20 protein-coding genes and 4 pseudogenes are annotated in these 22,440 nt (G+C 59.9%); 19 read left to right on the top strand and 5 right to left on the bottom strand.

Annotated features, from left to right (window positions below; genetic code table 11):
• Positions 1-7 precede the first annotated feature (7 nt).
• Positions 8-544 (top strand): BAR domain-containing protein, encoded by a 537-nt coding sequence (locus C2L64_RS51090; RefSeq protein ID WP_090837630.1) that lies wholly within the window; start codon positions 8-10, stop codon positions 542-544.
• Here the strand turns inward: C2L64_RS51090 and C2L64_RS51085 are convergent.
• The gene (locus C2L64_RS51085) at positions 536-1,714 is read right to left on the bottom strand and encodes an integrase core domain-containing protein (RefSeq protein WP_158660675.1); all 1,179 of its coding nucleotides are present in this window, start codon (positions 1,712-1,714) and stop codon (positions 536-538) included. The genes C2L64_RS51090 and C2L64_RS51085 overlap by 9 nt on opposite strands.
• 388 nt (positions 1,715-2,102) lie before the next feature.
• Between C2L64_RS51085 and C2L64_RS51080 the strand changes: the two genes are divergently transcribed.
• The 10 genes and pseudogenes from C2L64_RS51080 (at position 2,103) to C2L64_RS51035 (ending at position 10,846) form a co-directional block, all read left to right on the top strand.
• On the top strand, positions 2,103-2,609 hold the full coding sequence (locus tag C2L64_RS51080) for an SUF system Fe-S cluster assembly regulator (protein ID WP_103154422.1): 507 nt from the start codon (positions 2,103-2,105) through the stop codon (positions 2,607-2,609).
• Positions 2,606-4,054, top strand: a complete 1,449-nt coding sequence (gene sufB, locus C2L64_RS51075) for a Fe-S cluster assembly protein SufB (RefSeq protein ID WP_103154421.1) — start codon at positions 2,606-2,608, stop codon at positions 4,052-4,054. Before C2L64_RS51080 ends, sufB begins: the two co-directional genes overlap by 4 nt.
• Before the next feature lie 28 nt (positions 4,055-4,082).
• A complete protein-coding gene (sufC, locus tag C2L64_RS51070; protein ID WP_103154420.1) occupies positions 4,083-4,865 on the top strand; it encodes a Fe-S cluster assembly ATPase SufC in 783 nt (260 codons plus the stop codon).
• On the top strand, positions 4,862-6,205 hold the full coding sequence (gene sufD, locus C2L64_RS51065; RefSeq protein WP_103154419.1) for a Fe-S cluster assembly protein SufD: 1,344 nt from the start codon (positions 4,862-4,864) through the stop codon (positions 6,203-6,205). The genes sufC and sufD overlap by 4 nt, the downstream gene beginning before the upstream one ends.
• Positions 6,202-7,455 carry a cysteine desulfurase gene (locus C2L64_RS51060; RefSeq protein ID WP_103154418.1) on the top strand — a complete coding sequence of 418 codons (1,254 nt, stop codon included), beginning with the start codon at positions 6,202-6,204 and terminating at the stop codon, positions 7,453-7,455. Before sufD ends, C2L64_RS51060 begins: the two co-directional genes overlap by 4 nt.
• Positions 7,452-7,907 (top strand): Fe-S cluster assembly sulfur transfer protein SufU, encoded by a 456-nt coding sequence (sufU, locus tag C2L64_RS51055; RefSeq protein WP_007739222.1) that lies wholly within the window; start codon positions 7,452-7,454, stop codon positions 7,905-7,907. The genes C2L64_RS51060 and sufU overlap by 4 nt, the downstream gene beginning before the upstream one ends.
• Positions 7,908-7,915: 8 nt before the next feature.
• On the top strand, positions 7,916-8,284 hold the full coding sequence (locus C2L64_RS51050) for an SUF system Fe-S cluster assembly protein (RefSeq protein ID WP_103154417.1): 369 nt from the start codon (positions 7,916-7,918) through the stop codon (positions 8,282-8,284).
• A gap of 1 nt (position 8,285) precedes the next feature.
• Complete coding sequence (locus tag C2L64_RS51045; RefSeq protein ID WP_007739229.1) at positions 8,286-8,606, top strand: Rieske (2Fe-2S) protein; 321 nt, start codon at positions 8,286-8,288, stop codon at positions 8,604-8,606.
• A gap of 157 nt (positions 8,607-8,763) precedes the next feature.
• Positions 8,764-9,402 (top strand): plasmid pRiA4b ORF-3 family protein, encoded by a 639-nt coding sequence (locus C2L64_RS51040; RefSeq protein ID WP_090837808.1) that lies wholly within the window; start codon positions 8,764-8,766, stop codon positions 9,400-9,402.
• A 39-nt stretch (positions 9,403-9,441) separates the two neighbouring features.
• Positions 9,442-10,846: pseudogene (locus C2L64_RS51035) on the top strand (ISKra4 family transposase).
• Between the two features lie 23 nt (positions 10,847-10,869).
• On the opposite strand, the gene C2L64_RS51030 reads toward C2L64_RS51035, so the two are convergent.
• Positions 10,870-11,172, bottom strand: a complete 303-nt coding sequence (locus C2L64_RS51030) for a hypothetical protein (protein ID WP_090837806.1) — start codon at positions 11,170-11,172, stop codon at positions 10,870-10,872.
• Positions 11,173-12,194: 1,022 nt separating this feature from the next.
• Here C2L64_RS51030 and C2L64_RS51025 point away from each other — a divergent pair.
• Positions 12,195-13,500: pseudogene (locus tag C2L64_RS51025) on the top strand (DUF3422 family protein).
• 33 nt (positions 13,501-13,533) lie between these two features.
• On the opposite strand, the gene C2L64_RS55685 reads toward C2L64_RS51025, so the two are convergent.
• Both C2L64_RS55685 and C2L64_RS55680 read right to left on the bottom strand, forming a co-directional pair.
• Positions 13,534-13,881: a hypothetical protein gene (locus tag C2L64_RS55685; RefSeq protein WP_244144538.1), complete on the bottom strand. Its 348-nt coding sequence runs from the start codon at positions 13,879-13,881 to the stop codon at positions 13,534-13,536.
• 284 nt (positions 13,882-14,165) lie between these two features.
• Positions 14,166-14,510: a beta-lactamase family protein gene (locus C2L64_RS55680; protein WP_256211564.1), complete on the bottom strand. Its 345-nt coding sequence runs from the start codon at positions 14,508-14,510 to the stop codon at positions 14,166-14,168.
• A 387-nt stretch (positions 14,511-14,897) separates the two neighbouring features.
• On the opposite strand from C2L64_RS55680, the gene C2L64_RS56190 reads away from it, so the two are divergent.
• From C2L64_RS56190 to C2L64_RS51000, 3 genes are all read left to right on the top strand, one after another.
• Positions 14,898-15,098: a PAS domain-containing protein gene (locus tag C2L64_RS56190; RefSeq protein WP_322789401.1), complete on the top strand. Its 201-nt coding sequence runs from the start codon at positions 14,898-14,900 to the stop codon at positions 15,096-15,098.
• Between the two features lie 356 nt (positions 15,099-15,454).
• Positions 15,455-15,871: a hypothetical protein gene (locus tag C2L64_RS51010; RefSeq protein ID WP_090837804.1), complete on the top strand. Its 417-nt coding sequence runs from the start codon at positions 15,455-15,457 to the stop codon at positions 15,869-15,871.
• 632 nt (positions 15,872-16,503) lie between these two features.
• Positions 16,504-16,956, top strand: coding sequence for a hypothetical protein (locus tag C2L64_RS51000; protein ID WP_244144537.1), 453 nt, complete (start codon positions 16,504-16,506; stop codon positions 16,954-16,956).
• 195 nt (positions 16,957-17,151) lie between these two features.
• Here C2L64_RS51000 and C2L64_RS50995 read toward each other — a convergent pair.
• Positions 17,152-17,594: pseudogene (locus C2L64_RS50995) on the bottom strand (HU family DNA-binding protein).
• Positions 17,595-18,302: 708 nt separating this feature from the next.
• On the opposite strand from C2L64_RS50995, the pseudogene C2L64_RS55675 reads away from it, so the two are divergent.
• From C2L64_RS55675 to ccsB, 4 genes and pseudogenes are all read left to right on the top strand, one after another.
• Positions 18,303-18,419, top strand: a pseudogene (locus C2L64_RS55675) (copper resistance protein CopD); the annotation flags it as partial.
• A 466-nt stretch (positions 18,420-18,885) separates the two neighbouring features.
• Positions 18,886-20,271, top strand: coding sequence for a cytochrome C (locus tag C2L64_RS50980; RefSeq protein WP_090837800.1), 1,386 nt, complete (start codon positions 18,886-18,888; stop codon positions 20,269-20,271).
• Between the two features lie 30 nt (positions 20,272-20,301).
• Positions 20,302-21,051 (top strand): c-type cytochrome, encoded by a 750-nt coding sequence (locus C2L64_RS50975; protein WP_090837798.1) that lies wholly within the window; start codon positions 20,302-20,304, stop codon positions 21,049-21,051.
• A 119-nt stretch (positions 21,052-21,170) separates the two neighbouring features.
• Complete coding sequence (gene ccsB / locus C2L64_RS50970; RefSeq protein WP_167449638.1) at positions 21,171-22,307, top strand: c-type cytochrome biogenesis protein CcsB; 1,137 nt, start codon at positions 21,171-21,173, stop codon at positions 22,305-22,307.
• Positions 22,308-22,440 lie beyond the last annotated feature (133 nt).

Here is a 22,440-nt window from a genome sequence, read left to right as displayed (position 1 = left end):
GGGGGCTATGATTGAAGCAACTCAAAGGAAGTTACGGGAAGCCGATTTCTTTCTTCAACGGCTGATCGATGAGCGTCGGCGGTCTGTGCGGAATGAACCGGAAGCTTTCCTGTTCTATCTCAGTGCGTTCCTGTCCGCCGCACGAAGTGTGACTCTTGTGCTTCAGAAGGAAGAAAAGCAGCGATACGACGCTTGGTTCCCTAAGTGGTTTGCACGGCGCTCTAAGGACGAGCGTGACCTGTGCAATTTTATGAGGGACCAACGAAATGTTGAACTGCACGAGACGGGAGCGGACGTCAACCTGTCTTCGGTATCCATCCCGTACATAGAAATTGCAGCCGGTGAATTCGGGGACCCGCTGTACAGCTTTCAATCATTTGGCCGCCACCGGCAGCACGCCCCTAACATCGAGCGCCCCGCGTATCATTTTGGACTGCTCGGTACGGAAACGGAGGTAACGGTCGCGTGCCGGCGATACTTTGATCTCGTCGCCGAGTTAATGCGAGAATTTATCCGGGACCACGCATCACCCGTATCACCTTAGGATGCAGTGGCTTGCAATCCACAGTGGGCGTACCGTTACTCCGCTAATCCTGGTCCGCGTGCGCCGTCGGTTGTGCTGAACAAGTGCCAGCGGCACCAGTGAATACTCGTGGTGGAGCTCGCCAAGAACCGTTTTCGCGTGCACAACAAGGCACCGGTCAGCGTGATGACGGGAATTCTCATGGGGGATCGGTGCAAGATCGGCCGGCGGATCAGGGACACCCGGTCCCAGGGACATATGAGGACGTCCGCGGTTGTAGTGCTCCGTCCAGCTTTTCAGGATCGATCTCAGATGCGACGCGGAGAGCGGTATCAGCCAGTCAAGGCACTCGCGCTGAATCGTGCCGATGACTCGCTCGCAGATCGCATTGGCAGTCGGCGTCCGTGGTGGCGACTTCAGCACGGTCAGCCCGAGTCGGCTGATGGACTCGTCCAGATGCCAGGCAAAGATGCTATCGCGATCATGGAGGAGGTATCGGTAACCGTCCCCGAAAACGATTGCTTCCCGCAGTTGTTGTAGCGTCCAGACTGCCGAAGGGTGGGGCGTCACGTTCATATGCACCAGCCGGCGCGACTCATGTTCGATCATCACAAAGACGTAGAGTTGGCCGAAGGTCGCGGTGACGATGAGGAAGAAGTCGCACGCAACGATCGCCTGGGCGTGATTGCGCAGGAAGGTCGACCAACGCTGATCGCCACGCGGCAGACGCGGTGGGTGCCGCGACATGTACTTTCTGACAGTCCGTGGCGAAACCCGCAACCCAGGTTTCAGGAGCAGTTCGTTGGCAATGCGCTCTTCGCCCCAGGGCAGATTCTCGGCTGCCAGGCGCCGAATCAGTTGGCGCAGTTCAAATGGAATCGGCGGACGCCCCACACGTGACCTTACACGCCACAACAATCGGAAACCGGCGCGGTGCCAACGAACGAGCGTCTCGGGACGTACCACCACGAGTGCCGCGCGCCAGTCGAACGGCCGCGGTAGCAAGGTGAGTCTGATGCGCGCTGCCGCATCGATGCGGTGTGGCGTCACGCTTCCCTCCCGATACAACGCGAGTTGACGGCGCTGGAAGAGGTTTTCGGCCATCAGGGCACCGCGCGGACGAAACAGCAGGATGACCAATCCGCACACGTCCGATAGTAGTGAAATGGCAATCGTGATGAGCGCAATCATGCGGTTTCCATGCCGTACGCAATCCTGCACTGCTGGCCACCGTTCTGCTTTGGTCGAGTTTTTGCGGAGGACAGCGATTTGGCTTTGTGTCGGGCGGCATCGGCGGGGCAACATATAGTCAAAAGCTCACAATGCATGGACGACTTCGGTTTGCGAGGCTCTCATTTCGGCTTTGATATTTACATAGCCCTGACAAGGTCCTGAAGACAGGTCTACAATGAAACAAAGGGACGCGTCGTATATCGAAATACTTCCCAGTAAACGCGAAGCGGATGGCGACGTGGCCATGAATTCCCACGCAGGCCCGTGTCTTTCATTGTAAACGTGCCGATTCCATTTCGCTGTAATCTGGACCAAACCGGTCCTGTTTAAAACAAGAGATATTCCGATGTTGCGTATGAGCAAACTCGCCGACTACGGCACGGTGATCATGACCGCGATGGCGCGCGACCCGGACGCCGTCCATAGCGCTAGCAGCATTACGGCGGCGACCGGCGTCGCGATGCCGACCGTGGCAAAGGTGCTGAAAGTCCTGACTCGGGGTGGTGTGGTGGAGTCGCTGCGGGGCGCGAACGGCGGTTACCTGCTGCCGCGGCCGCCCACGCGGATCACGCTGGCGGAGGTGATCGCCGCGGTTGACGGCCCGATCGGGATCACCGAATGCAGCACGATGCCTGGCTTGTGCATCCAGGAGGGTGTGTGCGCGGTGCGCGCCAACTGGCAGAAGGTCAATCGCGTGATCTACGAGGCGTTGCAGCAGGTCACGCTGGCGGACATGGCGGGACCGACCTTGCGCACGGTCGATATCAGCGCGATCCGTGCGCGTAGCGTCCCCAGCCGCCGCGCGGGTGCGACGCCACTGGCGCGAAAGACAATTGACGGAGGCCATGCATGAGCGCATCCACAACCGGTTTCGACGAACTGATCAGTCGAGAATACCAGCATGGTTTCGTGACTGACCTGGAGGCCGACGCGTTGCCGAGCGGGTTGAGCGAGGATGTGATCCGGCTCATTTCCGCGAAGAAAAACGAGCCGGCGTTCATGCTCGAATGGCGGCTCGCCGCCTATCGGCACTGGCTCACGATGACCGAGCCGCATTGGGCGACGATCCAACATCCGCCAATCGACTACCAGAGCATCGTCTATTATTCCGCCCCGATGACGCAGAAGAATCGTCCGAACAGTCTGGATGAAGTCGATCCGGAACTGCTGCGTACCTACGAGAAGCTGGGTGTGCCGCTCAGAGAGCGCGAACTCCTGGCGGGTGTCGCGGTGGATGCGGTATTCGACAGCGTTTCGGTTGCCACGACGTTCCGCGAGAAGCTTGCGCAACTCGGCATCGTGTTCTGTTCGTTCTCGGACGCCGTGCAGCATCATCCTGAGCTGGTGCGAAAATATCTCGGCTCAGTGGTGCCGCATACCGACAATTTCTTCGCCGCGCTGAATTCCGCCGTGTTCAGCGACGGCTCGTTCTGCTATATCCCGCCGGGCGTGCGCTGCCCGATGGAGCTGTCGACCTACTTCCGCATCAACGCGCAGAACACTGGGCAGTTCGAGCGCACACTGATCATCGCGGACAAAAGCGCGTACGTGAGCTATCTGGAAGGCTGCACCGCGCCGATGCGCGACGAAAATCAGCTGCACGCCGCCGTGGTCGAGCTGATCGCGCTGGAAGGCGCACAGATCCGCTATTCGACGGTCCAGAACTGGTATCCGGGCGATGCGTCGGGCAAGGGGGGCATCTACAACTTCGTGACCAAGCGGGGCGATTGCCGCGAGGCGAATTCGAAGATTTCGTGGACGCAGGTGGAAACCGGTTCGGCGATCACCTGGAAGTACCCGAGCGTGATCCTGCAGGGCGATAACGCGGTTGGTGAATTCTATTCGGTGGCGCTGACCAACCACTATCAGCAGGCCGATACCGGGACGAAGATGGTTCACCTCGGCCGCAACACGCGCAGCACGATTCTGTCGAAGGGCATTTCGGCGGGCCGCGGAAAGAATGCGTATCGCGGCCTCGTGAAGGTCGGCCGCGCGGCCGAAGGCGCGCGCAATTACTCGCAATGCGATTCCCTGTTGCTCGGCGACCGTTGCAGCGCGCACACATTCCCGTATATCGAGGTCAAGAACCCGACCGCGAAGGTCGAGCACGAAGCGTCGACATCACGCATTGGCGAAGACCAGTTGTTCTATTGCCGGCAGCGCGGGCTGTCTACGGAAGATGCGGTGTCGATGATCGTCAATGGCTTCTGCAAGGAAGTCTTCAAGGAGCTGCCGATGGAGTTCGCCGTCGAGGCGCAGAAGCTGCTCGGCGTTAGCCTGGAAGGCAGTGTGGGATAGCCAGGACGATTCGCGAGGGATTTGAACCATGCTTGAAATCAGTCGTCTGCAAGTCGAAGTCGACGGCAAGAAGATTCTGCGCGGCATCGATCTGAGCGTGAAAGCCGGCGAGGTGCACGCGATCATGGGCCCGAACGGCTCGGGCAAGAGCACGCTTGCCCACGCGCTGGCCGGGCGTGAAGACTGTGTCGTTACCGGCGGCGCGGTCGTGTATCTCGGTCGCGATCTGCTGGCGCTCGCGCCCGAAGAACGCGCGCACGAAGGACTGTTTCTCGCGTTCCAGTATCCCGTTGAGATACCCGGTGTGAGCAACGTCTACCTGCTCAAGGCGGCATTGAACGCACAGCGCCGGCATCGTGGCGAGCCGGAACTCGACGCGATGGAATTTCTGCAACTGGTGAAGGACAGAATGACGCTGATGCGGATGGACGAGAGTCTGCTGTATCGCGCGGTGAACGAAGGCTTTTCCGGCGGAGAAAAAAAGCGCAACGAGATCCTGCAGATGGCGGTACTTCAGCCCCGGCTCGCCATTCTCGACGAGACGGATTCCGGACTGGACATCGACGCACTGCAGATCGTCGCGCAGGGCGTCAACAGCATGCGCAGTCCCGACCGGGCGATCGTGCTAGTCACGCACTATCAGCGTCTGCTGGACTACGTCGTACCGGATCGCGTGCATGTGCTGGCGAACGGCTGGATCGTGAAGTCGGGGTCGCGTGAACTGGCCCAGGAGCTGGAGCGCCAGGGCTATGGCTGGATCGAGGATGGGGCCATGCAATCAGTCAGTGCAGCGGGTGCGGAGCATCCATGAAAAACGAATCTCTCGATCACTTCCACGAGGCTTTTGCGCAACTCGCGAAGCGGTTGCCCGGCGCTGAGTTGCCGTGGCTTCGGGCCGTGCGCCGAAGTGCGTTCGACCAGTTCAACGCGCTCGGCTTGCCGACCACACGGCACGAGGACTGGAAATACACGAACATATCGGTGATCGGCAAGCGTCCCTGGCATTTCGCGTCGCAACGCACCGACCGCCTTGGCCTCATCGACGGTAGCGACGTGCAAGGCATCGTCGATGAACTCGCGCTCGACCCTGCCGGGCATCGACTGGTCTTCGTCAATGGTCTTCATGCGCCGCGGCTGTCGAAAGTGAATGGCTTGCCGCATGGCGTATTTGTGGGCTCGCTCGCACGGGCGTTGAGAGAAATGCCGCAACGGTTGCAAGGGACGATCGCCGCGCAGACGTATGCTGACGGCTTTACCGCGCTAAGCACGGCGTTTCTGACGGACGGATTTGCCGTCGTGCTACCGCCGGGCGAGGTCATCGATCAACCGCTGCACATGCTGTTCCTGACCGATGAGGGCGGTCTTGCGGTGCAGCCGTTCAATGTCGTGCTTGCAGGTGCGCGCGCAGGCTGTGTGATAGTCGAGCACTTCGTGGGACTGGGCGGCGACGCGTATTGGACCAATGCGGTTACCCGCATCGTTGCTGACGAACAGGCGGATGTGCAGCACTACCGGTTGCAGCAGGAAGGCTCGAAGGCGTTTCATATCGCGTCGGTCTCTGCTGCGCAGCAACGCGCCAGCTGTTTTACGTCTCATGCGTTCGCGTTCGGCGCCGCGTTATCGCGCACGGGCATCGGCACGAGTCTGAACGCCGCCAATGCGCAAGCCACGTTGAATGGTCTCTATTTCGTTGGCGGCCGGCAGCACGTTGATCACCACACGCGCATCGATCACGCGGCGCCGCACTGCACGAGTCGCGAATACTACCGCGGCGTCCTCGACGGGGCCGCGCGTGGCGTGTTCAACGGCCGCATCATCGTGCATCGCGATGGCCAGAAAACGGACACGCATCAGGCGAATCACAACCTGCTGCTGTCACGCGATGCGGAAGTCGACACGAAGCCGCAACTCGAGATCTACGCCGACGACGTGAAATGCACACACGGCGCGACGGTCGGTCAACTGGATGAGAACCAGCTGTTCTATTTGCGTGCGCGGGGCGTCGAAGAGCACACGGCGTGGGCGCTACTGACATACGCGTTTGCACGCGACATCGTTGAACGCGTGCGCATCGACTCGCTGCGAGGGCGGCTCGAAAGCCTGCTGCTCGCGCGCACCCCGGAAGGCGAGCGCATCAGGGAGTTGCTATGAAGCCGATCGAACAGATGTGGACGCCAGATCCGCGCAATGTCGAGGACTGGCGAGCTGATTTTCCGATTCTGGGCGAGCGCGTGCATGACCGGCAATTGGTCTATCTCGACAATGGCGCGACGACGCAAAAACCTGCCTCGGTCTTAGACGCGGAAGACGCTTACTATCGGCATAACAACGCCAACGTGCACCGCGGCGTGCATCTTCTGTCGCAGCGTGCGACCGATGCATTCGAAGCAGCGCGCGTAAGGATTGCACGCTTCATCAATGCTCAGCGTCCAGAGGAGATCGTGTTCGTACGTGGTACGACCGAGGCGATCAATCTTGTCGCCCAGAGCTATGCGCGCCCACACCTCAAGCCCGGTGACGAAATCCTGATCAGCGCGATGGAGCACCATTCGAACATTGTGCCATGGCAACTGGTCTGCGAGCAGACCGGCGCGGCGCTGAAAGTCGTGCCGATCGACGATACGGGCGCACTCGATACCGACGCCTACGAGCGCTTGTTGAACGGACGTACGCGGCTGGTCGCGATTACGCATCTGGCTAACGCGCTCGGTAGCATCAATCCGGTAGAGGGCATCGTTGTAGCGGCGCACGCGAAGGGCGTGCCGGTGCTGCTGGATGGCGCGCAGGCGATCTCGCATCTGCCGGTCGACGTCCGCGTGATCGATTGCGATTTCTATGCATTTTCGGGGCATAAGGTGTACGGGCCGACTGGCATCGGCGCGCTGTATGCCAGGGCTGCGCTGCTTGAGGCCATGGTGCCGTGGCAGGGCGGCGGCGACATGATCCGTTCGGTGACGTTCGAGAAAACGGAATACAACGCGATTCCGTGGAAGTTCGAAGCAGGCACGCCGAATATCGCCGGCGCGATTGCCCTGGGCGCGGCGCTCGACTATGTCGACAGCATCGGCATGGAAGTCATCGCCGCGCACGAGACAGACCTGCTCGCCTATGCAACGGATGCATTGGGGATGATACCGGGCTTGCGTCTCATCGGTACCGCACGCGACAAGGCGAGCATCCTGTCATTCGTGCTCGACGGCGTGCATGCGCATGATGTCGGTACGATTCTCGATCATCACGGCGTCGCCGTGCGGGCAGGCCATCACTGCGCGATGCCGGTGATGCAGCGCTTCGGCATACCCGCGACAGTGCGCGCGTCGCTGGCCCTCTACAACACGCATGAGGATATCGACGCGTTGATCGAAGGTCTCGGCAGGGTCAGGGAGATATTCGGCTTATGAGCGATCTGCGCGATCTGTATCAGGAAGTCATCTTCGACCACTACCGGCGGCCGCGTAACTGTCATGGGCTGGCCGATGCGAATCACAAGGCTGAGGGCTATAACCCATTGTGCGGCGACCGGATCACCCTGTATCTGCGAATCGAGGATGGCGTCGTCAAGGAGGCGAGTTTCGAAGGCGCGGGCTGTGCGATTGCAACGGCGTCCGCGTCGCTGATGACCGAGGCGCTGAAAGGCAAAACGGAAGCGGAGGCCGAAGCGCTGTTCGGTCGCTTTCACGATATGGTGACAACACCCGCTACAGGGCAAGCGGCGGCTGCGCCGGAGTTGGGCAAGCTGGCGGTGCTGTCCGGCGTGCGTGAATTTCCCGCGCGTGTGAAGTGCGCGACGCTCGCGTGGCATACGCTGCATGCGGCGCTGCACGACGAGGACCGCCCCGTTTCGACAGAGTGAGGCAGACGATGAGCACATTCGACTGGCTGAAGCGCGCCGAAGCCGAACAACCTGGCAGCGGCGCAACGACAGAACGTCTTGAAGAACGCGTAATCGACTCGCTGCGCACCGTGTTCGATCCTGAAATTCCGGTCAACATCTACGACCTCGGTCTTGTCTATGGTCTCGACGTGGATGAAGCCGAAGGCCGCGTCGAGATCCGCATGACGTTGACCGCGCCAGGCTGTCCGGTCGCGCAGACCTTCCCGGCGACGGTTGAGGACGCGGTATTTTGTGTGTGCGGTGTGAACGAAGTGCACGTGGAACTGGTGTGGGATCCGCCGTGGTCAAGAGAGCGAATGTCGGACGTTGCACGCCTGCAACTGGGGATGCTCTGATATGTCCGATTGGGTCGATGTCGCCGCGATCGAGGATTTCCCGGCGGGTGCTGTTCGCAGCGTCGAGGTCGATGGCGCGCAGTTTGCGGTGTTCAACGTCGACGGCACCTGTTACGCCATCGAGAATATCTGCCCGCACGACGGCGGCATCCTGACAGGCGGTACGGTGGAAGGCGACGTAGTGATCTGTCCGCGCCACGGAGCGCGGTTTTGCATCAGGACGGGGAAGGTGTTGGCACCGCCGGCTTATGAGGATGTGGTGGTGTTTCCGGTGCGGATCCAGGCGGGTGTCGTTCAGGTGCGTGATGAGCGGTGGGATTAAGTCGATGTCAACATCAGGCCGCGCGATTTGACATCGCGGGGCGTCCGCTTCCATGAGACGGGACGGAGGGTCGGCTGGGAATCGTTAATACCTGAAGCTTCGGGTATTCGAGATTAGAGACCGCGCCAAAGTGGGGGCTGCAATCGGATTCGCGACTATGACTGAAGGACGTGTTTATAGTGGCTCGATGGACTCCGACTCTTCTGAAGTCACTTCCGTTCTCCAGTTGCGAATCAGTCTGCGCGGCGTGAACCCGCCGGTCTGGCGGCGACTCCTGATTCCCGAGGAGATCACAATTGCGCAGCTGCATCATGTGATGCAGCTCGCCATGGGCTGGAACAACGAACATCTGCACCGGTTCATCATCCGCGGATGGCGTTACGGTGGACATCGCGACGGTGCGTTCCAATTCTTCGACGGCCCAGACACCCTGTCCGTGGCGGCATTTGGCCTTCACGAACATGAGCGCTTTGCCTACCTGTACGACTTCACCTCCTGGTGGTTACATGACGTGCGCGTCGAGCGGCGAACGTGCAACCAGCGGGCACGACGACTACCACGCTGCGTCGAAAGCTCCGGGCGTTGCCCGCCGGAAGACGCCGGAGGCGCAGAGAGATACATGAACGCTCTGGAGGTCCATGGCGAGCACGAATTTCTCGAGTGGATTGAGACTTTACGCGAAGGCCAGATCGCGGTGAACGATCTGCGCGTCGAGGACGACGAATGGCTCATCTGGCTGGATCGGCGTTTCGACCGTCGGACGGCGAATGAACGCCTGCTGACGCTGGCGCGATAAGCTGATCGCCCCGGCGATGTGCCGAGCGGGGGGGCCGCCATGCAGATCAGTGTGCAGATTGTGGTTCAGACGGAAGTCAACGAGCAGTCGAGTGTCACGGAGATTGCCCACTTCGAACGGGCAGGCTTCGAAGCCGGCTCACTCGGCTTGCATCTTTAGGAGGCCAAGGCGCTGCTGGGCCGGCTGCAGCGTTCGATGATCGACGCCCAGGCCGCCGAAGCGATCGCTCGAATGAGCGTGTGTCCGGAGTGCGGTTCCCGTCTGACCGTCAAGGGCCATCATCGCCTGGTCTACCGCTCGGTGTTTGGACGGCTATCGATCGACAGCCCGCGGTTGTACCAGTGCCGGTGTTCCGGAGCGGGGTGCCGGTCGGTCAGTCCACTGGCCAGTTGCCTGCGTGAGCGAATGAGTCCCGAGCTGCAGTATCTGCAGGCCAAATTTGCCGCGTTGATGTCCTACGGGCTGACCGTCCGGGTACTGCAGGAGGTGTTACCGCTTGAGCATGTGCTCGCGGCCACCACGATCCGGAGACGCGTCACCGCACTCGGCCGCCGCCTTGAGAGTTCGAAGGCAACGGTCGCCGTCGAGCAACGGCGATACGTCGATCTGCCTGCTGGTCGATGCGCTATTCCGCAGCACAGTCCAGTACGCGCCGTGGGAATCGACGGCGGATATACCCGCCTGGCCGGACGCAGCAGCCGGCAAGACGGCTGGTTCGAAGTCATCGTCGGAAAATCACTGCGCGACGACGGTCGCGGACACAGCTTCGCTTACATTCACACACTCGAGCACCAGCCCGCTGATCGGATGCTGGCGTTTCTTGCGCAGGAAGGCATCGGCGCGGACCAGCCGGTAACTTTCCTGTCCGATGGCGGCGACACCGTGCGCCGCGCCCAGCTCGACTTTGGCGATTGTGGCGAGAGAGTACTCGACTGGTTTCACGTCGCCATGCGGGTACAGAATCTCGAACAGATGATCAAGGGGTTGCCGGACCGTGGCGAACGGCCATGTGTTGACACGCTGATCGATGGCCTGCGCAGGGCAAAGTGGCACCTCTGGCACGGCTGCCCCAATCCGGCACTGCAGCGGCTTGAGAGCCTGGGCTGGGAAATCGCCACGGATGGCAGTCCCGGGGAGACCCGGCTGCTGGCCAAACTGGAGGAGTTCATCGGTTACCTCGAGAACAACCAGAGCTTTGTCGTGAACTACGGGGACCGCTACCGTCATGGCGAGCCGATCACCTCGAGCTTCGTCGAATCGGCGGTCAACCAGGTGGTCAGCAAGCGCTTTATGAAGCGGCAGCAGATGGCGTGGCGACCAACTCATGCGCAAGGCCTTCTGCAGGTGAGGACGTCCGTCTTGAATGAGCAGTTGCGATCATGCCTGCGAGCGATGGTATCCGACGCTCGCAGGCAACGATTGCACTCATCATATCGCGGCATAGAGCCCCCACTTTGGCGCGGTCTCCTACTCGCCCTTGCGTGCACCGAAGAGCGGCAGCATCCCGAATGGTTTGAACCACTGCGCCCAAAAGGGCGCGGCCTCCCGCGGAATGACTGGTTCGACGCTCGGCGGCTTGCGAGCGAGCAGTTGTACAAGTGTTGCTTCCGCTATCCGGCGCCCCTCCGTAAAGCTCATAAAAGCCGGCACCAGTGCGTTCAGTGCAATCGGATCCGCGAGCAGCCCGCGCAACGTCCGCTCGTCCATCGCTTCAAGCTGCAGTTCGTACTCGATTTGCAGCGTGCTTTGCAATTCGGCCAAAGTCAGCATGTCCGCCTCCCCGGTGATCGACGAAAATGGTTCAACGCTTCTTCGCGCACACCGCCTACACTGCTCGCTATTAACTAGCGGCGGCGGCCGCAGTGGTCTCCACCATGCTGCCATCCGAACGCATTGCGTGCCGCGCAACGGTTCCGTTGGTGAGTAGTATGGCGCATTTGTGCAAAGCAGCAAAGATCATTTTCATGCCGGTGCCCACTCCGGCTGAAGAACCGCTTCCCGGCCCCCGTTCAAGGACTCACCGCATACCCGTTCGCCAGAGCGGGCCCCGAATTTGATTGCTGCAGCGCACGCAGTATGTCTGTTTCGGCATTGTCTCGACAGCAACGGCTCCCATGTCTGCGTCCCCCGGCGCAGACCGAAGGAAATCTGTCCCGTTTGCGCTGGGAAATGTGTCAACCCGTCCACCAAGCCGATCGAACCGAACAACTTCTCAAAAACTCAAACAGTTACCTCCGAATGAAATGTGTCACTGATCGCGGCCTTATGACTGGGCCCACAGTGTTGTCTACGTATGTGACGCTGCCCGCACGACTGACGACGATCAATGAGTTTGACGGATAAGCCATGCACATGCGCAATCACCGCTGAACTCCTCTTCTCAAACATGCGTCGCCCCGATTGTCGGACTCCATATATGCGACAGTCGGCCACGGCTCACATCGGTTACCCACGGTTGCACGTGTCATTCTCGCAACGTTGCCTCTGCAACGACAAACGATGCGCGCAGCGCCAAATCGCAGGAAATGAAGCCTTAGCGCGCCGCCCACTCGTCCCTCGAGAATAGATTAATCGTGGGACTGGTGACGATCATTGGCTTCTGTGCTCAGCCCTATACCACCAAAGAGCGCGGGGCTGTTATTACGAGCCCGCTCTCGAGTAATCAGAAAACCTGAATCCAACAACCAGAACTATGAGGTTTTCTTGCTTAATTGCTTCTGCGATAGTTGTTGCAAGCAGGTGCGAGCAATATCAAGTCGTCTGCGCAAATAGCTACCTTGAGAATGCTCACCATGGACCACCCACTGCGCGCCGCTCTAGCTGCGGAATTGCACGCTCGCCCGTTTCTGAAGCTCGCCGAGTCTGTGGCTTTAACGCACTACGCGATCTACACCGAGCACAATCCATCAATACACGAGGCGCTATTACATTCTTTGTGCCGGGATACGGGAATAACGATGCCTGAGGAAGGCGCCACGCATTATTTCGTGCAATCGCCGTGGGGATGGCATCTGAGGTGGGAGCGGCACACTGAGTTCTCTACATTCACGTTCGTCATCCCATGGAACGACAGCGACTATTTCCACGACACCCGAATTCAGGGGATTCCCGCGGGGTGGTTCAGGCAACTCGCCGGATGCAGGTTTGTCGCATCCCGCATGGAACTGCTGACAGGTAACGACGCACTCGCTGTGTCCGATGTACGTCAGTGGATCGACGGACCCATTCTCGTCGGCAGTAAGGTGCTCGGCGGTGGTCGGGTGTTCTGCGACTGGAGCGTGCGGCCGGACGGCTTCATGCGCTTTCTCGTCATCGACGAGGGCTTTCGCGAGGAGCAAGGAGGTCGACTGCTGCAGCGACTCTACGAAATTGAAACCTATCGGATGATGTCTTTGCTCGCGCTGCCGATCGCTCGCCGAATGAGCCACGATCTGGACGAGATTCACGCGTCGCTTCAGTCGCTTGAAGAGCATGGATGCGGAAAGCACGGACGGCGATGACTCGCAGTTGCTCGTCAGACTCACGCACCTCGCCGTACGCGTCGAATCGCTGTCAGGGGCAGGCGGCCGCTTTAGCGCGTCGCGCGCTTACGAGAAGCTCGTGCTGGCGCGCATTCAGGAATTGCGAGAGGAACGCATCGAGGGTATGCCGACGATCCAAAAGTGTATGGAACGGCGCTTTGCACCCGCAATGGAAACGTGTCGCAGCGTCTGGGCGCGCCATGAGCAGATCGCGGCCCGTATCGCGCGCGCCGTCGATCTCTTGCGAACGCGAGTAAATCTTGCACAGGAAAAGGACGTGACGCGTCTGCTCGCCGGTATGGAGCGCACCGCGCGCAACCAGTTGCATTTGCAGCATGCAGTCGAGGTGTTATCCGTTGCGGCGATCTCTTATTACGTGCTTTCGTTGATAGCGGCCGCGTTCAAGGCGTTGCACGTCCTAAGTCTGCCCGTCGAGCCCGAGTTGGTCGAAGGTCTCGCGATCGGCCCGGTCATATTCGCCGTAATCGCAATCACGAGACGGACCCGAAGCCGGTTATTGAAGCGGGACGCGAGCGACGGGGCGTATGTCGTTTGTCCTATGAATCAATCGGGCTAACCAGAAACCGTTCAGCATAAGTAACGGCGACTTCTAATCCTTGTTAGCATCTCGCGCCTTACGAAACGACTTCACACGAGAGTCGGCACGATAGGCTGCCGTGACGTGTTGTGAAAACATGACCCGCGTCGGCGCGCGTCGGTCGGGCATCTGATAGCACACATTTGACATAAAAACCGTTGCCTGTCGCAATTCGTTTGCCGACATTGAAGCCGAACCATGGTTGCTGGTGCCCTGTCCATCACCCGGCGGCTGGGTCTGGGATTCGGGGCTGAGCGCGGCTGTGAGCGCGTCTGCATCGACGACACGCTTGCCATTGAATACGCCGTTGCTCAGTATCATCGTGAGCCACTTCGCGATGTCGTTTGCGGAAGCGCTCATGCCGCCGGCGGGCGATTGCGCATCGGGCTTCGAACTTCGAACCTGAACCAACGACCCATTGACAATCACGATTGACGTGTACCGTCGCCCGGTTCTTGCGGACGATGATATTCCCGTAGCGCGAGCTCGTGCTCGTCATGCCCTGCGGCTGGTAAAAGGGTGCGCTCCGACAGCGTCGCCCAGTCGAGGTCGGCGGCGGCCGTCAAACCGAGGTTCGTATAGAAGTACGAGCGGGGAACGGTGCGAGCGGCAAATAACGCAGGCGCTCGAGAATGGTCTTCTGGTCATATGCTATGTCCTCCAGCAGAGCGCCTGCGCGATGGGGCAAGCCCGAGCGATGCGAGTACAGGTCGCCGACGGTCACATGTTCGTTGACAGTTAGATTCAACAGAGCAAACCAACGCAGATTCGAGCGCGCCGGCGTGTCGCACGGCACCGAGCCGATTCCCACCAGGTGCGCGACGACCTGTTGTGTCGATCGGCTTCGAGAGCGGCGCTAGCTGGAACACGGTGTCGGCATCGACCGGCTGCCCCGATTCGACGAGCCGCGTGCTAAAGCCATTTGCATTAACGGTCTTGAGATCGCGCACGACCGCGACCAACGTGCCCGGTAGGCCAGTCGCCGTCATCAACTGATTGGCAACGGCGTCGATCCGCGCGTCGAGCACTGTTCTGAACCGCTGTGCTGGAGCCGCTGGCGACCACGCCGCTCAATGCGGCGCCGAGAAAGGGCTGCCGTCCTTGCCCTGCGATCATGTGATGTCTCGGGATGACCGCTGCGGCGCGACCCGAAAAGGGCAGTGTGCTTTGCGTGCGCTGTGTGCCCGGCTTTCATTTATAGCGCATCATGCAGAGAAAGCGCAACGTGCTCAACTGCTTTGCGTGTGCTGAGAAAAATTAGCGCTGGGCAGCACGCCCGGGACATCGGGTGTTTGGCGCGTACACCAGGATACACATGCCACCTGGCGGTTTGTGTCGTAATTTTGCCAGCTCGAATCACAACCTGGAGCGGCAAGATGCAAAACTCGAGGGCACTGAGCGACTGGATTGTCGAGCAGACGACGACCGCGATCATCCACGCGGATCGGTCCGAAACGATCCAGCGCTGGAACGCGGCGGCTGAAGTTCTGTTCGGGCACAGTGCCCCCGAAGCGATAGGCGGCAACCTCGATCTGATCATCCCGGAGCGTCTGGGCGCCGCACATTGGCGCGGTTAAAGCTGCAATCACGAACGGCACGACGCGTCTGCACGGCCGCGTCTCGCTGACCCGCGCGGTGCACAAGACGGTGCGCAAGCTCGATGTCGAGATGACTTTTGCAGTGGTCCGTGACAATCAAGGTGTGGTGTGCGGATCGGTCGCCATCGCGCGGGATGTTACGGCTCGTGTCGAACAGGAGAGATCGGCTGAGCGCCGTGGTGACGACGTATGACGCGACTTTGCCGGAAAGCGGGAAGCGTTTGCGCCGTCACAAAGCTTACGCTTTGTCACCACTCCATGGTCAACTCCTTCCGGTGGGCTTCCGTTAAACGGGCAGCGCTGAATTTCCTCGGGCGCCTAACAAGGAGTCACTTATGAAGACGATTTACGCCGCTCTCGCTTCCGCTCTGCTCGTTTCGACAGCTTTTGCACAGACCGCTGCGCCGACGCCTTCGACCGCCGCCGCAACCGCTGCGGCGCAAGCCGGCCAGACCAACTTGAAGGCCAGCACCGAAGTGCAAACGGACGCATCGAAGATCAACGGCGCGGCCAAGGAAGCCGGCAGTGCGACCGACAAGGCAACCAGCAAGGCGACTGATAAGGCTAGCGCCGAAGTTCACGCGAACAAGAAGCCCGCGGTGCACGTCAAGAAGACTCAAGCGCACAAGCTGAGCAAGAAGGAGCCAGGCACCGAAGCGGCCGCGAATAAGACCAAGACCGATGCCGGCAACGAAGTCTCGACGGCGCCAGTGAAGGCCGACACCAAGACCGATGCCGTGACCAAGATGTAATAACGACACCGGGCTTCGGCACACACCAGCCAGTAGGCATAAGGCTGGACGTGCATTCAAGGCGAGTCCGACTCGCCTCTTTTATGACCGTTTCGCTTTGGGTCGTAACGACAAGCGACAAAACACAAGACCCACCCGTTCACGCGCATCGACTTGAAGTGTCATGCTCAGAGCAACGACAAGTGCCCCGGCGCGCTTTGCTCTATTGATGCCATCCTTGAGGCCGCGACGCAACCCGCTTATACCTTTATGTCTTCAAAAGACTCCCAGCGCGAAACCTGTCTAGCCGGTCGCCGGCGTCGGCAAACGCAGAAAAGGGGCGCACGCTGCAGCTGTCGGTCGCAGGTGGTCAACAATGGCTGCGAACTGCCTAAAGCCATCGTCTTCGGGTGATCGAAATCCCGAATCGCAACCGCAGTCGAATGCCGTCGAGATATCCGTTTCCGCGTCCCATATCGCGCTCGATGCGATGCGTCGTCGACAAGGCAACATGAACACCGCGCAGACGCTATGTCTTGCCATGATGCTTACCGGATTGCTGGCGGAGGTGAGCTACGGGATTGCGACGACGAGATTCCGGGACACAATGCAATAATCGACATGGGCAATGTTGCCCGAGAGGGAGAATTAGAATGAACCGTAGAAGAATGCTGCCGGCGGCGCTAGCGTGTGCAGCGCTCACTGCGTGTGGGGGGCCGCACGAAGGGCCGGGTACATCAGACATCGATGGCGCCGTCCGTCGGGCGCTGGACGCGGCGAACAAGGGAGGCCTGAATGCCCTTGCGGGCAATCCGCTGCCGACCTCCGACACGGTGGCATCAGTGAAATCCGATGGTGACTGCGCGAAAGCATCGAACGCGACCGGTAGCCTTGTATTCACTTGCAACGCTAGCATCGTCCTACGGCCGGATCAGTCAAATGATCAAGGTGCGACCCTCCACGCGGAACTGCAGTTCGCGAGAGATAGCAATGGTCGCTGGCAGACCTCCGACATCGACCGCGCGCTTGTTGTTGGCACCGCGAAATCGATCATCGATCAAGCGAGTCACGCGCTGTCTGGACGGGCTGCATCGAACCCACAATAGCCCCGAAGATAGTTCCGGTCCCAGACCGCCAGCGGGATCATGCTGTGGTCCGGCCTGATGGCCGGAGAGACGGTAGCCGCGAGGATTAACACGCGTGCCGCGTAGGCCGCGGACAGTGCGGAAACGAAGCCGGCGGGCGCCCGGTACTGGGTCCGTCTGGCGCCTGCCACGCACCAGGCACGACTGTATTACATGCTAAGCCGCTGCGTCCTTCAGCTTCTTCAGCGCGCGCGCCTTGATGCGAACCGTGGCTGGCTTCGCATCGAACCAGCGCTCCTCGCCGGTCAACGGATCCTTGCCGAAACGGCGTTTCTTTGCCGGGATCTGCTGAACGCTGATTTTTTTCAGAAGACCCGACAGCGTGAACTCGGCGGCACCCTTCTTGTGGACCGAGCCGAGCATGGTGTCTTCCAATGCGGCGAGCACCGCCTTTTGGCGGCCTTCGGCTCAACGTTAGCCGCCTGTGCAACGTGCGCGGCGAGCGACGCCTTCGTGAACTTCTCCTTCTCGGGCGCGCCAGCGGCCAGATTTTTACCCGGACCACTTGCAGCCTTTGCGCTACCCCCCTGGGTAGCGGGTGCAGCAGCTTTGCCCTTTGTGGCGACTTTCGGTGCAGCCTTTGTTGCAGTCTTTGCCATGGTCGTGGTTGACTCTCTTTCGAATTGGGAGGTGCTCGCTAATCTGTTTATGCAGCAAGCACGTGCATTCTATGACGCATCACAATCAAGAAAATGTCTTAAAATATGCGCTCAAGTGAATGTCTCACAACACCACCGGGCTCGGTAGATTCAGGAAGCGGGAAGGCACCTGTCATTTGTACCGGCTTTCAAACCAGCTAAAGGTGAGGATTTCCAGGAGTTAACTCGGTTCTAACCTCGAGATCCGGGCGAATCAGGTCGCTCGCAATGCAGGGGCCGAGACGACGTCCCATGATCGACTGAGCAGCCACTCCGCAGTGAGGTGTTTCCGCACCGGAAGGGGTATCTTCTGGAGCGGCCAGGAGACATCGCGCCGTTTGCCAGTGAACGGATTCGCCCGGCCCGGACATAGTGGGTCTCCGGCGGCGCAGTTTCTTTACCGCGAGGTACATGCCGCTAACGGTCGTGCAAACTCCGTCGTTCGAACTCGTGAAGCTCATGCTGAGCTCCTGGACCCAGTGACGTTGGTAGTCGGTGAGATGTAGCGATTGGAAAAGAGTGTGAAGTCGGTTGCGCCAGTACGGCGTTGTGATGACATCAGGTGTGCATCGAAAAACGAACGCGCGCAAAACCCGAGCGAGATGCATGATGTCTTGCTCAATAATCGTATTTGTTCGCACCGTTAATCCGAGTGCCTCGTCGACGCCACCAGTGAAGCCTCTAAGACGCTTTGTCGCAGTGTTGCATATCGAATCGGTGGTACTGGCTGGGGTACCGGTCGTCGCTGCGGTACTCGTCTCCAGCCCACTACCTGGTAGTTCGTAGTCGATCCGGTACCGCTTGTTTCTCAGGTCCACGCAGATGGTCAACGCCGCAGGGTCAATAAAGGCTGCATCCTGCGTCGATTGATTTCAGGTAAAGGCCATCTTTTACGGGACTCGACAGCACGTTGGGTCCTTTTTTATTTCCGCTGTGTCTTAACCGGAATTCGTGTTCGCCCGGTACGTGTGCGTGCTTCCTTACAAAGCTCCGATTCCCTCTTACAAAAGTCCAGTGATACACCTCAGCTTGGCGTGCTTACCCTATCGCAGAAGTGAGCGGTCAACCCATGTCTCACCTGTTGGGCTCTCCACACAATAAGCATGCGTGCAAAGCGAAATGGCGTCATCGGGAAGCGACGCTGATGGCGATGCCGGTGAACGCAATACGTGGATGCCTTTTCAGTCTTTGCCTTTACAGGTAACAGCGGCGACTGAATGCATGCACGCGGCATGCAGGGGGAGAGACGGCCATGAACCAGGCTTTGAAGGGCAGCTACGCGCATTATCGCCTGCTGCACATGGGCTTGCTGGCGGCGCTCGCCGTGCTGTGTATGTTGCAGACCTTTCCCGCGCACGCGTTGCCCATATTCGCGAGACAGACGGGGCAGAGCTGCGTTGCCTGTCACGCCGGCGGCCAGTTTCCAGAACTCACGCCCTATGGACGCATGTTCAAGCTGAATGGCTATACGTTCGGCGAACGCACGATTCCGCTTGCCGTCATGGGCACAGTCGACGTGACCAAGACCCGGCACAACCACGATATCGACGGCAATCAGATTTCGCCGAAAGACGGTAATCTGACGTGGGATGCGGCGAGTATTTTCCTCGCTGGCAAGATCACCGACCACATCGGCGGCTTCGCCCAGTATACCTACACGAACTACGATCACCAGAACGCCAGTGGTACCTGGGTCGGTCACTGGGGATCGGATAACACGGACATCCGCTACGTCGATCGAATCATAGGAGATGCGAAGGACCTCATTCTGGGCGTGACGTTGAACAACAGCCCGTCGGTGCAGGACGTCTGGAATACGGCTCCTTCATGGAGCTATCCGTATCTGTCGTCGCCGACGAGCACAGTCGGGGCACCGCAGTTCCTGCCTGTCTTCGAAGGCAGTCTCGCGCAACAGGTGGCGGGCATCGGCAGCTACCTGTACTGGAACAAGACGGTGTATGCAGAGTTGAGCGCGTACGCGACGGCCGAAGGCATCTGGTCGTTCCTGAGTAAGGGCAGCAAGGAAGGAGACACCGCCCACCCGCAGACCTATCTGCGCGGCTATAACCCGTATTGGCGCCTCGCGCTAACACACGACTGGGGTGCGAATAGTGTCATGGTCGGTACGTTCGGGCTGAACGCGAAGATCTACCCAAACGACTCGAACGCGTTCCCGATATTCGACCAGGGTGTGACGCGCTTTACCGATATCGGTTTCGATGCGCAGTACCAGTACATTCTGGAGCCGCATACAATTACCGCGCAGGCACGATATATACACGAGAACATCAGCGATCCAAATAATCTCGTTCTTGGCGACAGCCAATCGGCGACGCTCAATTCGCTTCGGTTGAAAGTGTCGTACATCTATCAGGCCCGGTACGGCATAAGCCTGTCCTATTTCAACGTGACAGGTAGCACTGACAGCGCCGCTTACGGCAGCAGCGCGAACTTTTCACCCGCCACATCGGGTTGGATGCCAGAGATATTCTGGATCCCGGTGCAGAACATACGGATTGGCGTGCAGTACACGCATTTCACCAAATACCTTGGCGCGCGCTCCAACTACGACGGCATGGGGCGCAACGCGTCGGACAACGACACATTGTTCGTCTATCTGTGGGCCGCGTACTGGTAGCAGTGACCGCAACGCCCAGGAGGTTTCGACATGAACAGGATGGCGCAAATCGTCACTGTCGGGCTGCTGGTTGCCAGCTCGGGCTGTCATGACCTGGAACGGTCCCGACAGGTCGACAATCCGGCAGTCGCCGGAAAGACAATCGCTCTGCAGGTCTGTTCGAACTGTCATGGCGTGAACGGTGTGTCCGTTTCGCCGACGTTTCCCAAGCTGGCTGGACAGACGCATCAGTACCTGGTCGATCAGATCACGGACTTCAAGACGCATAGCCGGTCCGATCCCAACGCGCGGCGATTCATGTGGGGCTTTACGCACCTGACCGATGCGCAGATCGAAGACCTGGCGACTTATTTCTCGAGTCTGGCGACGGAACCCGGCGAACCGGCCGCCCCCGAACTGATGGATGAAGGGCGGACGATCTTCACGTCCGGTCTGCCGGCCAAGGGCGTGGCTGCCTGCGTCGCGTGCCACGGCCAGCACGGCGAAGGAGTGGGGCAGTTTCCCCGCCTTGCGGGCCAGCATGCGGACTACGTCGTCAAGCAGTTGCGGGTGTTCCAGCAGACCGATACGAGGCCGCGCGGAGCGACCATGAAGGCCATCTGTACCAACATGTCGGAGCAGGACATGCATGCGGTAGCGGCATATGTCGAGGCCTTCCCGCAGGCGCCAGCAGCGGAGTCTGCGTCGCCCGTGCGTGAAGATGCGGTAGACCCGCCGGCGAAAGAAGAGGTCGTTGACCCACATTCAAAGAAAGCTGGTGAACCATCCGTCAATCAGTGATGGTCCGCATGCGCCTCGACGCGATTTTCGCAATGGTGAAGACCATGAAGCAGACACATGTAGTCTCCGTGCCTCGCGCGCAACGGCAGCAAGCCGCCACGCAGCTGGACGTCGAAGCGATGATCGCCGATGCCCGGACGCGTTCGTTGCTGAAGCGCCTGAACGCTCTCGACTGGCTGTTCGCCCTCACGATGGTGGCGGGTGCCGGGTTTGCGCTGTCGCGCTACGACGACTACATGAATTACTACGACAAGCTGGTGCTGGTATGCACAGTGCCTGCTTTCGTCGCGCTCGGCTGGCGCTGGAAGCCGGCGCGTCTGCTGATGGCGTGCATCGCGGTGCTGTCGCTGTCGGCTATCCAGATTTACGGCGGCGACCTCGCCCGCGCCGATCACGCGTTCTTTCTCAAGTACTTCCTGTCGAGCCAGTCGGCCATCTTGTGGATGAGCGCGCTGTTCGTGCTGGCCACGCTGTTCTACTGGATCGGCACGTTGTCGCGTTCGCCGACGGGCGCCGCGATCGGCTCGAAGATGACGTGGGTTGCCGTTCTGATGGGCTTTGTCGGCCTGATGGTGCGCTGGTACGAGTCGTACCTGATCGGCTCGGACGTCGGCCATATTCCGGTCTCGAACCTGTACGAAGTGTTCGTGCTGTTCAGCCTGATTACGGCGCTCTTCTACCTGTACTACGAGCAGCACTACAACACGCGCTCGCTCGGCGCGTTCGTGCTGCTGGTGATCAGCGCGGCCGTCGGCTTCCTGATGTGGTACTCGATCGCGCGCGACGCGCAGCAGATCCAGCCGCTCGTCCCCGCGCTGCAAAGCTGGTGGATGAAAATTCACGTGCCCGCGAACTTCATCGGTTATGGCAGTTTCGCGCTGTCGGCGATGGTTGGCGTCGCGTATCTGATGAAGGAGCGCGGCGTGCTGGCCGACCGCCTGCCGACGCTCGACGTGCTCGATGACGTGATGTACAAGTCGATCGCCGTCGGCTTCGCGTTCTTCACGATCGCGACGATTCTCGGCGCGCTGTGGGCCGCCGAAGCATGGGGCGGCTACTGGAGCTGGGACCCGAAGGAAACCTGGGCGCTGATCGTCTGGTTGAACTACGCGGCGTGGCTGCACATGCGTCTGATGAAAGGCCTGCGCGGCGCGGTCGCAGCATGGTGGGCGCTGACGGGCCTGCTGGTGACGAGCTTCGCGTTCCTCGGCGTCAATATGTTCCTGTCGGGGCTGCACAGCTACGGCAAGCTGTAGCCCGTAGCATCGTATCGGGATGGGCCAAAGCGGATCCATGGCGGATACCCCAGCCTGTGTTAAATCGCTGAGTTCGTTAAGCAGGACGCCGTTATCTATGGCAAGCGTCCGCCGTCAACACAGATTGAGAAGC

It is taken from the genome of Paraburkholderia hospita (genome assembly GCF_002902965.1).
GTDB lineage: Bacteria > Pseudomonadota > Gammaproteobacteria > Burkholderiales > Burkholderiaceae > Paraburkholderia > Paraburkholderia hospita.
This window is presented reverse-complemented; position numbering and strand designations above follow the sequence as displayed.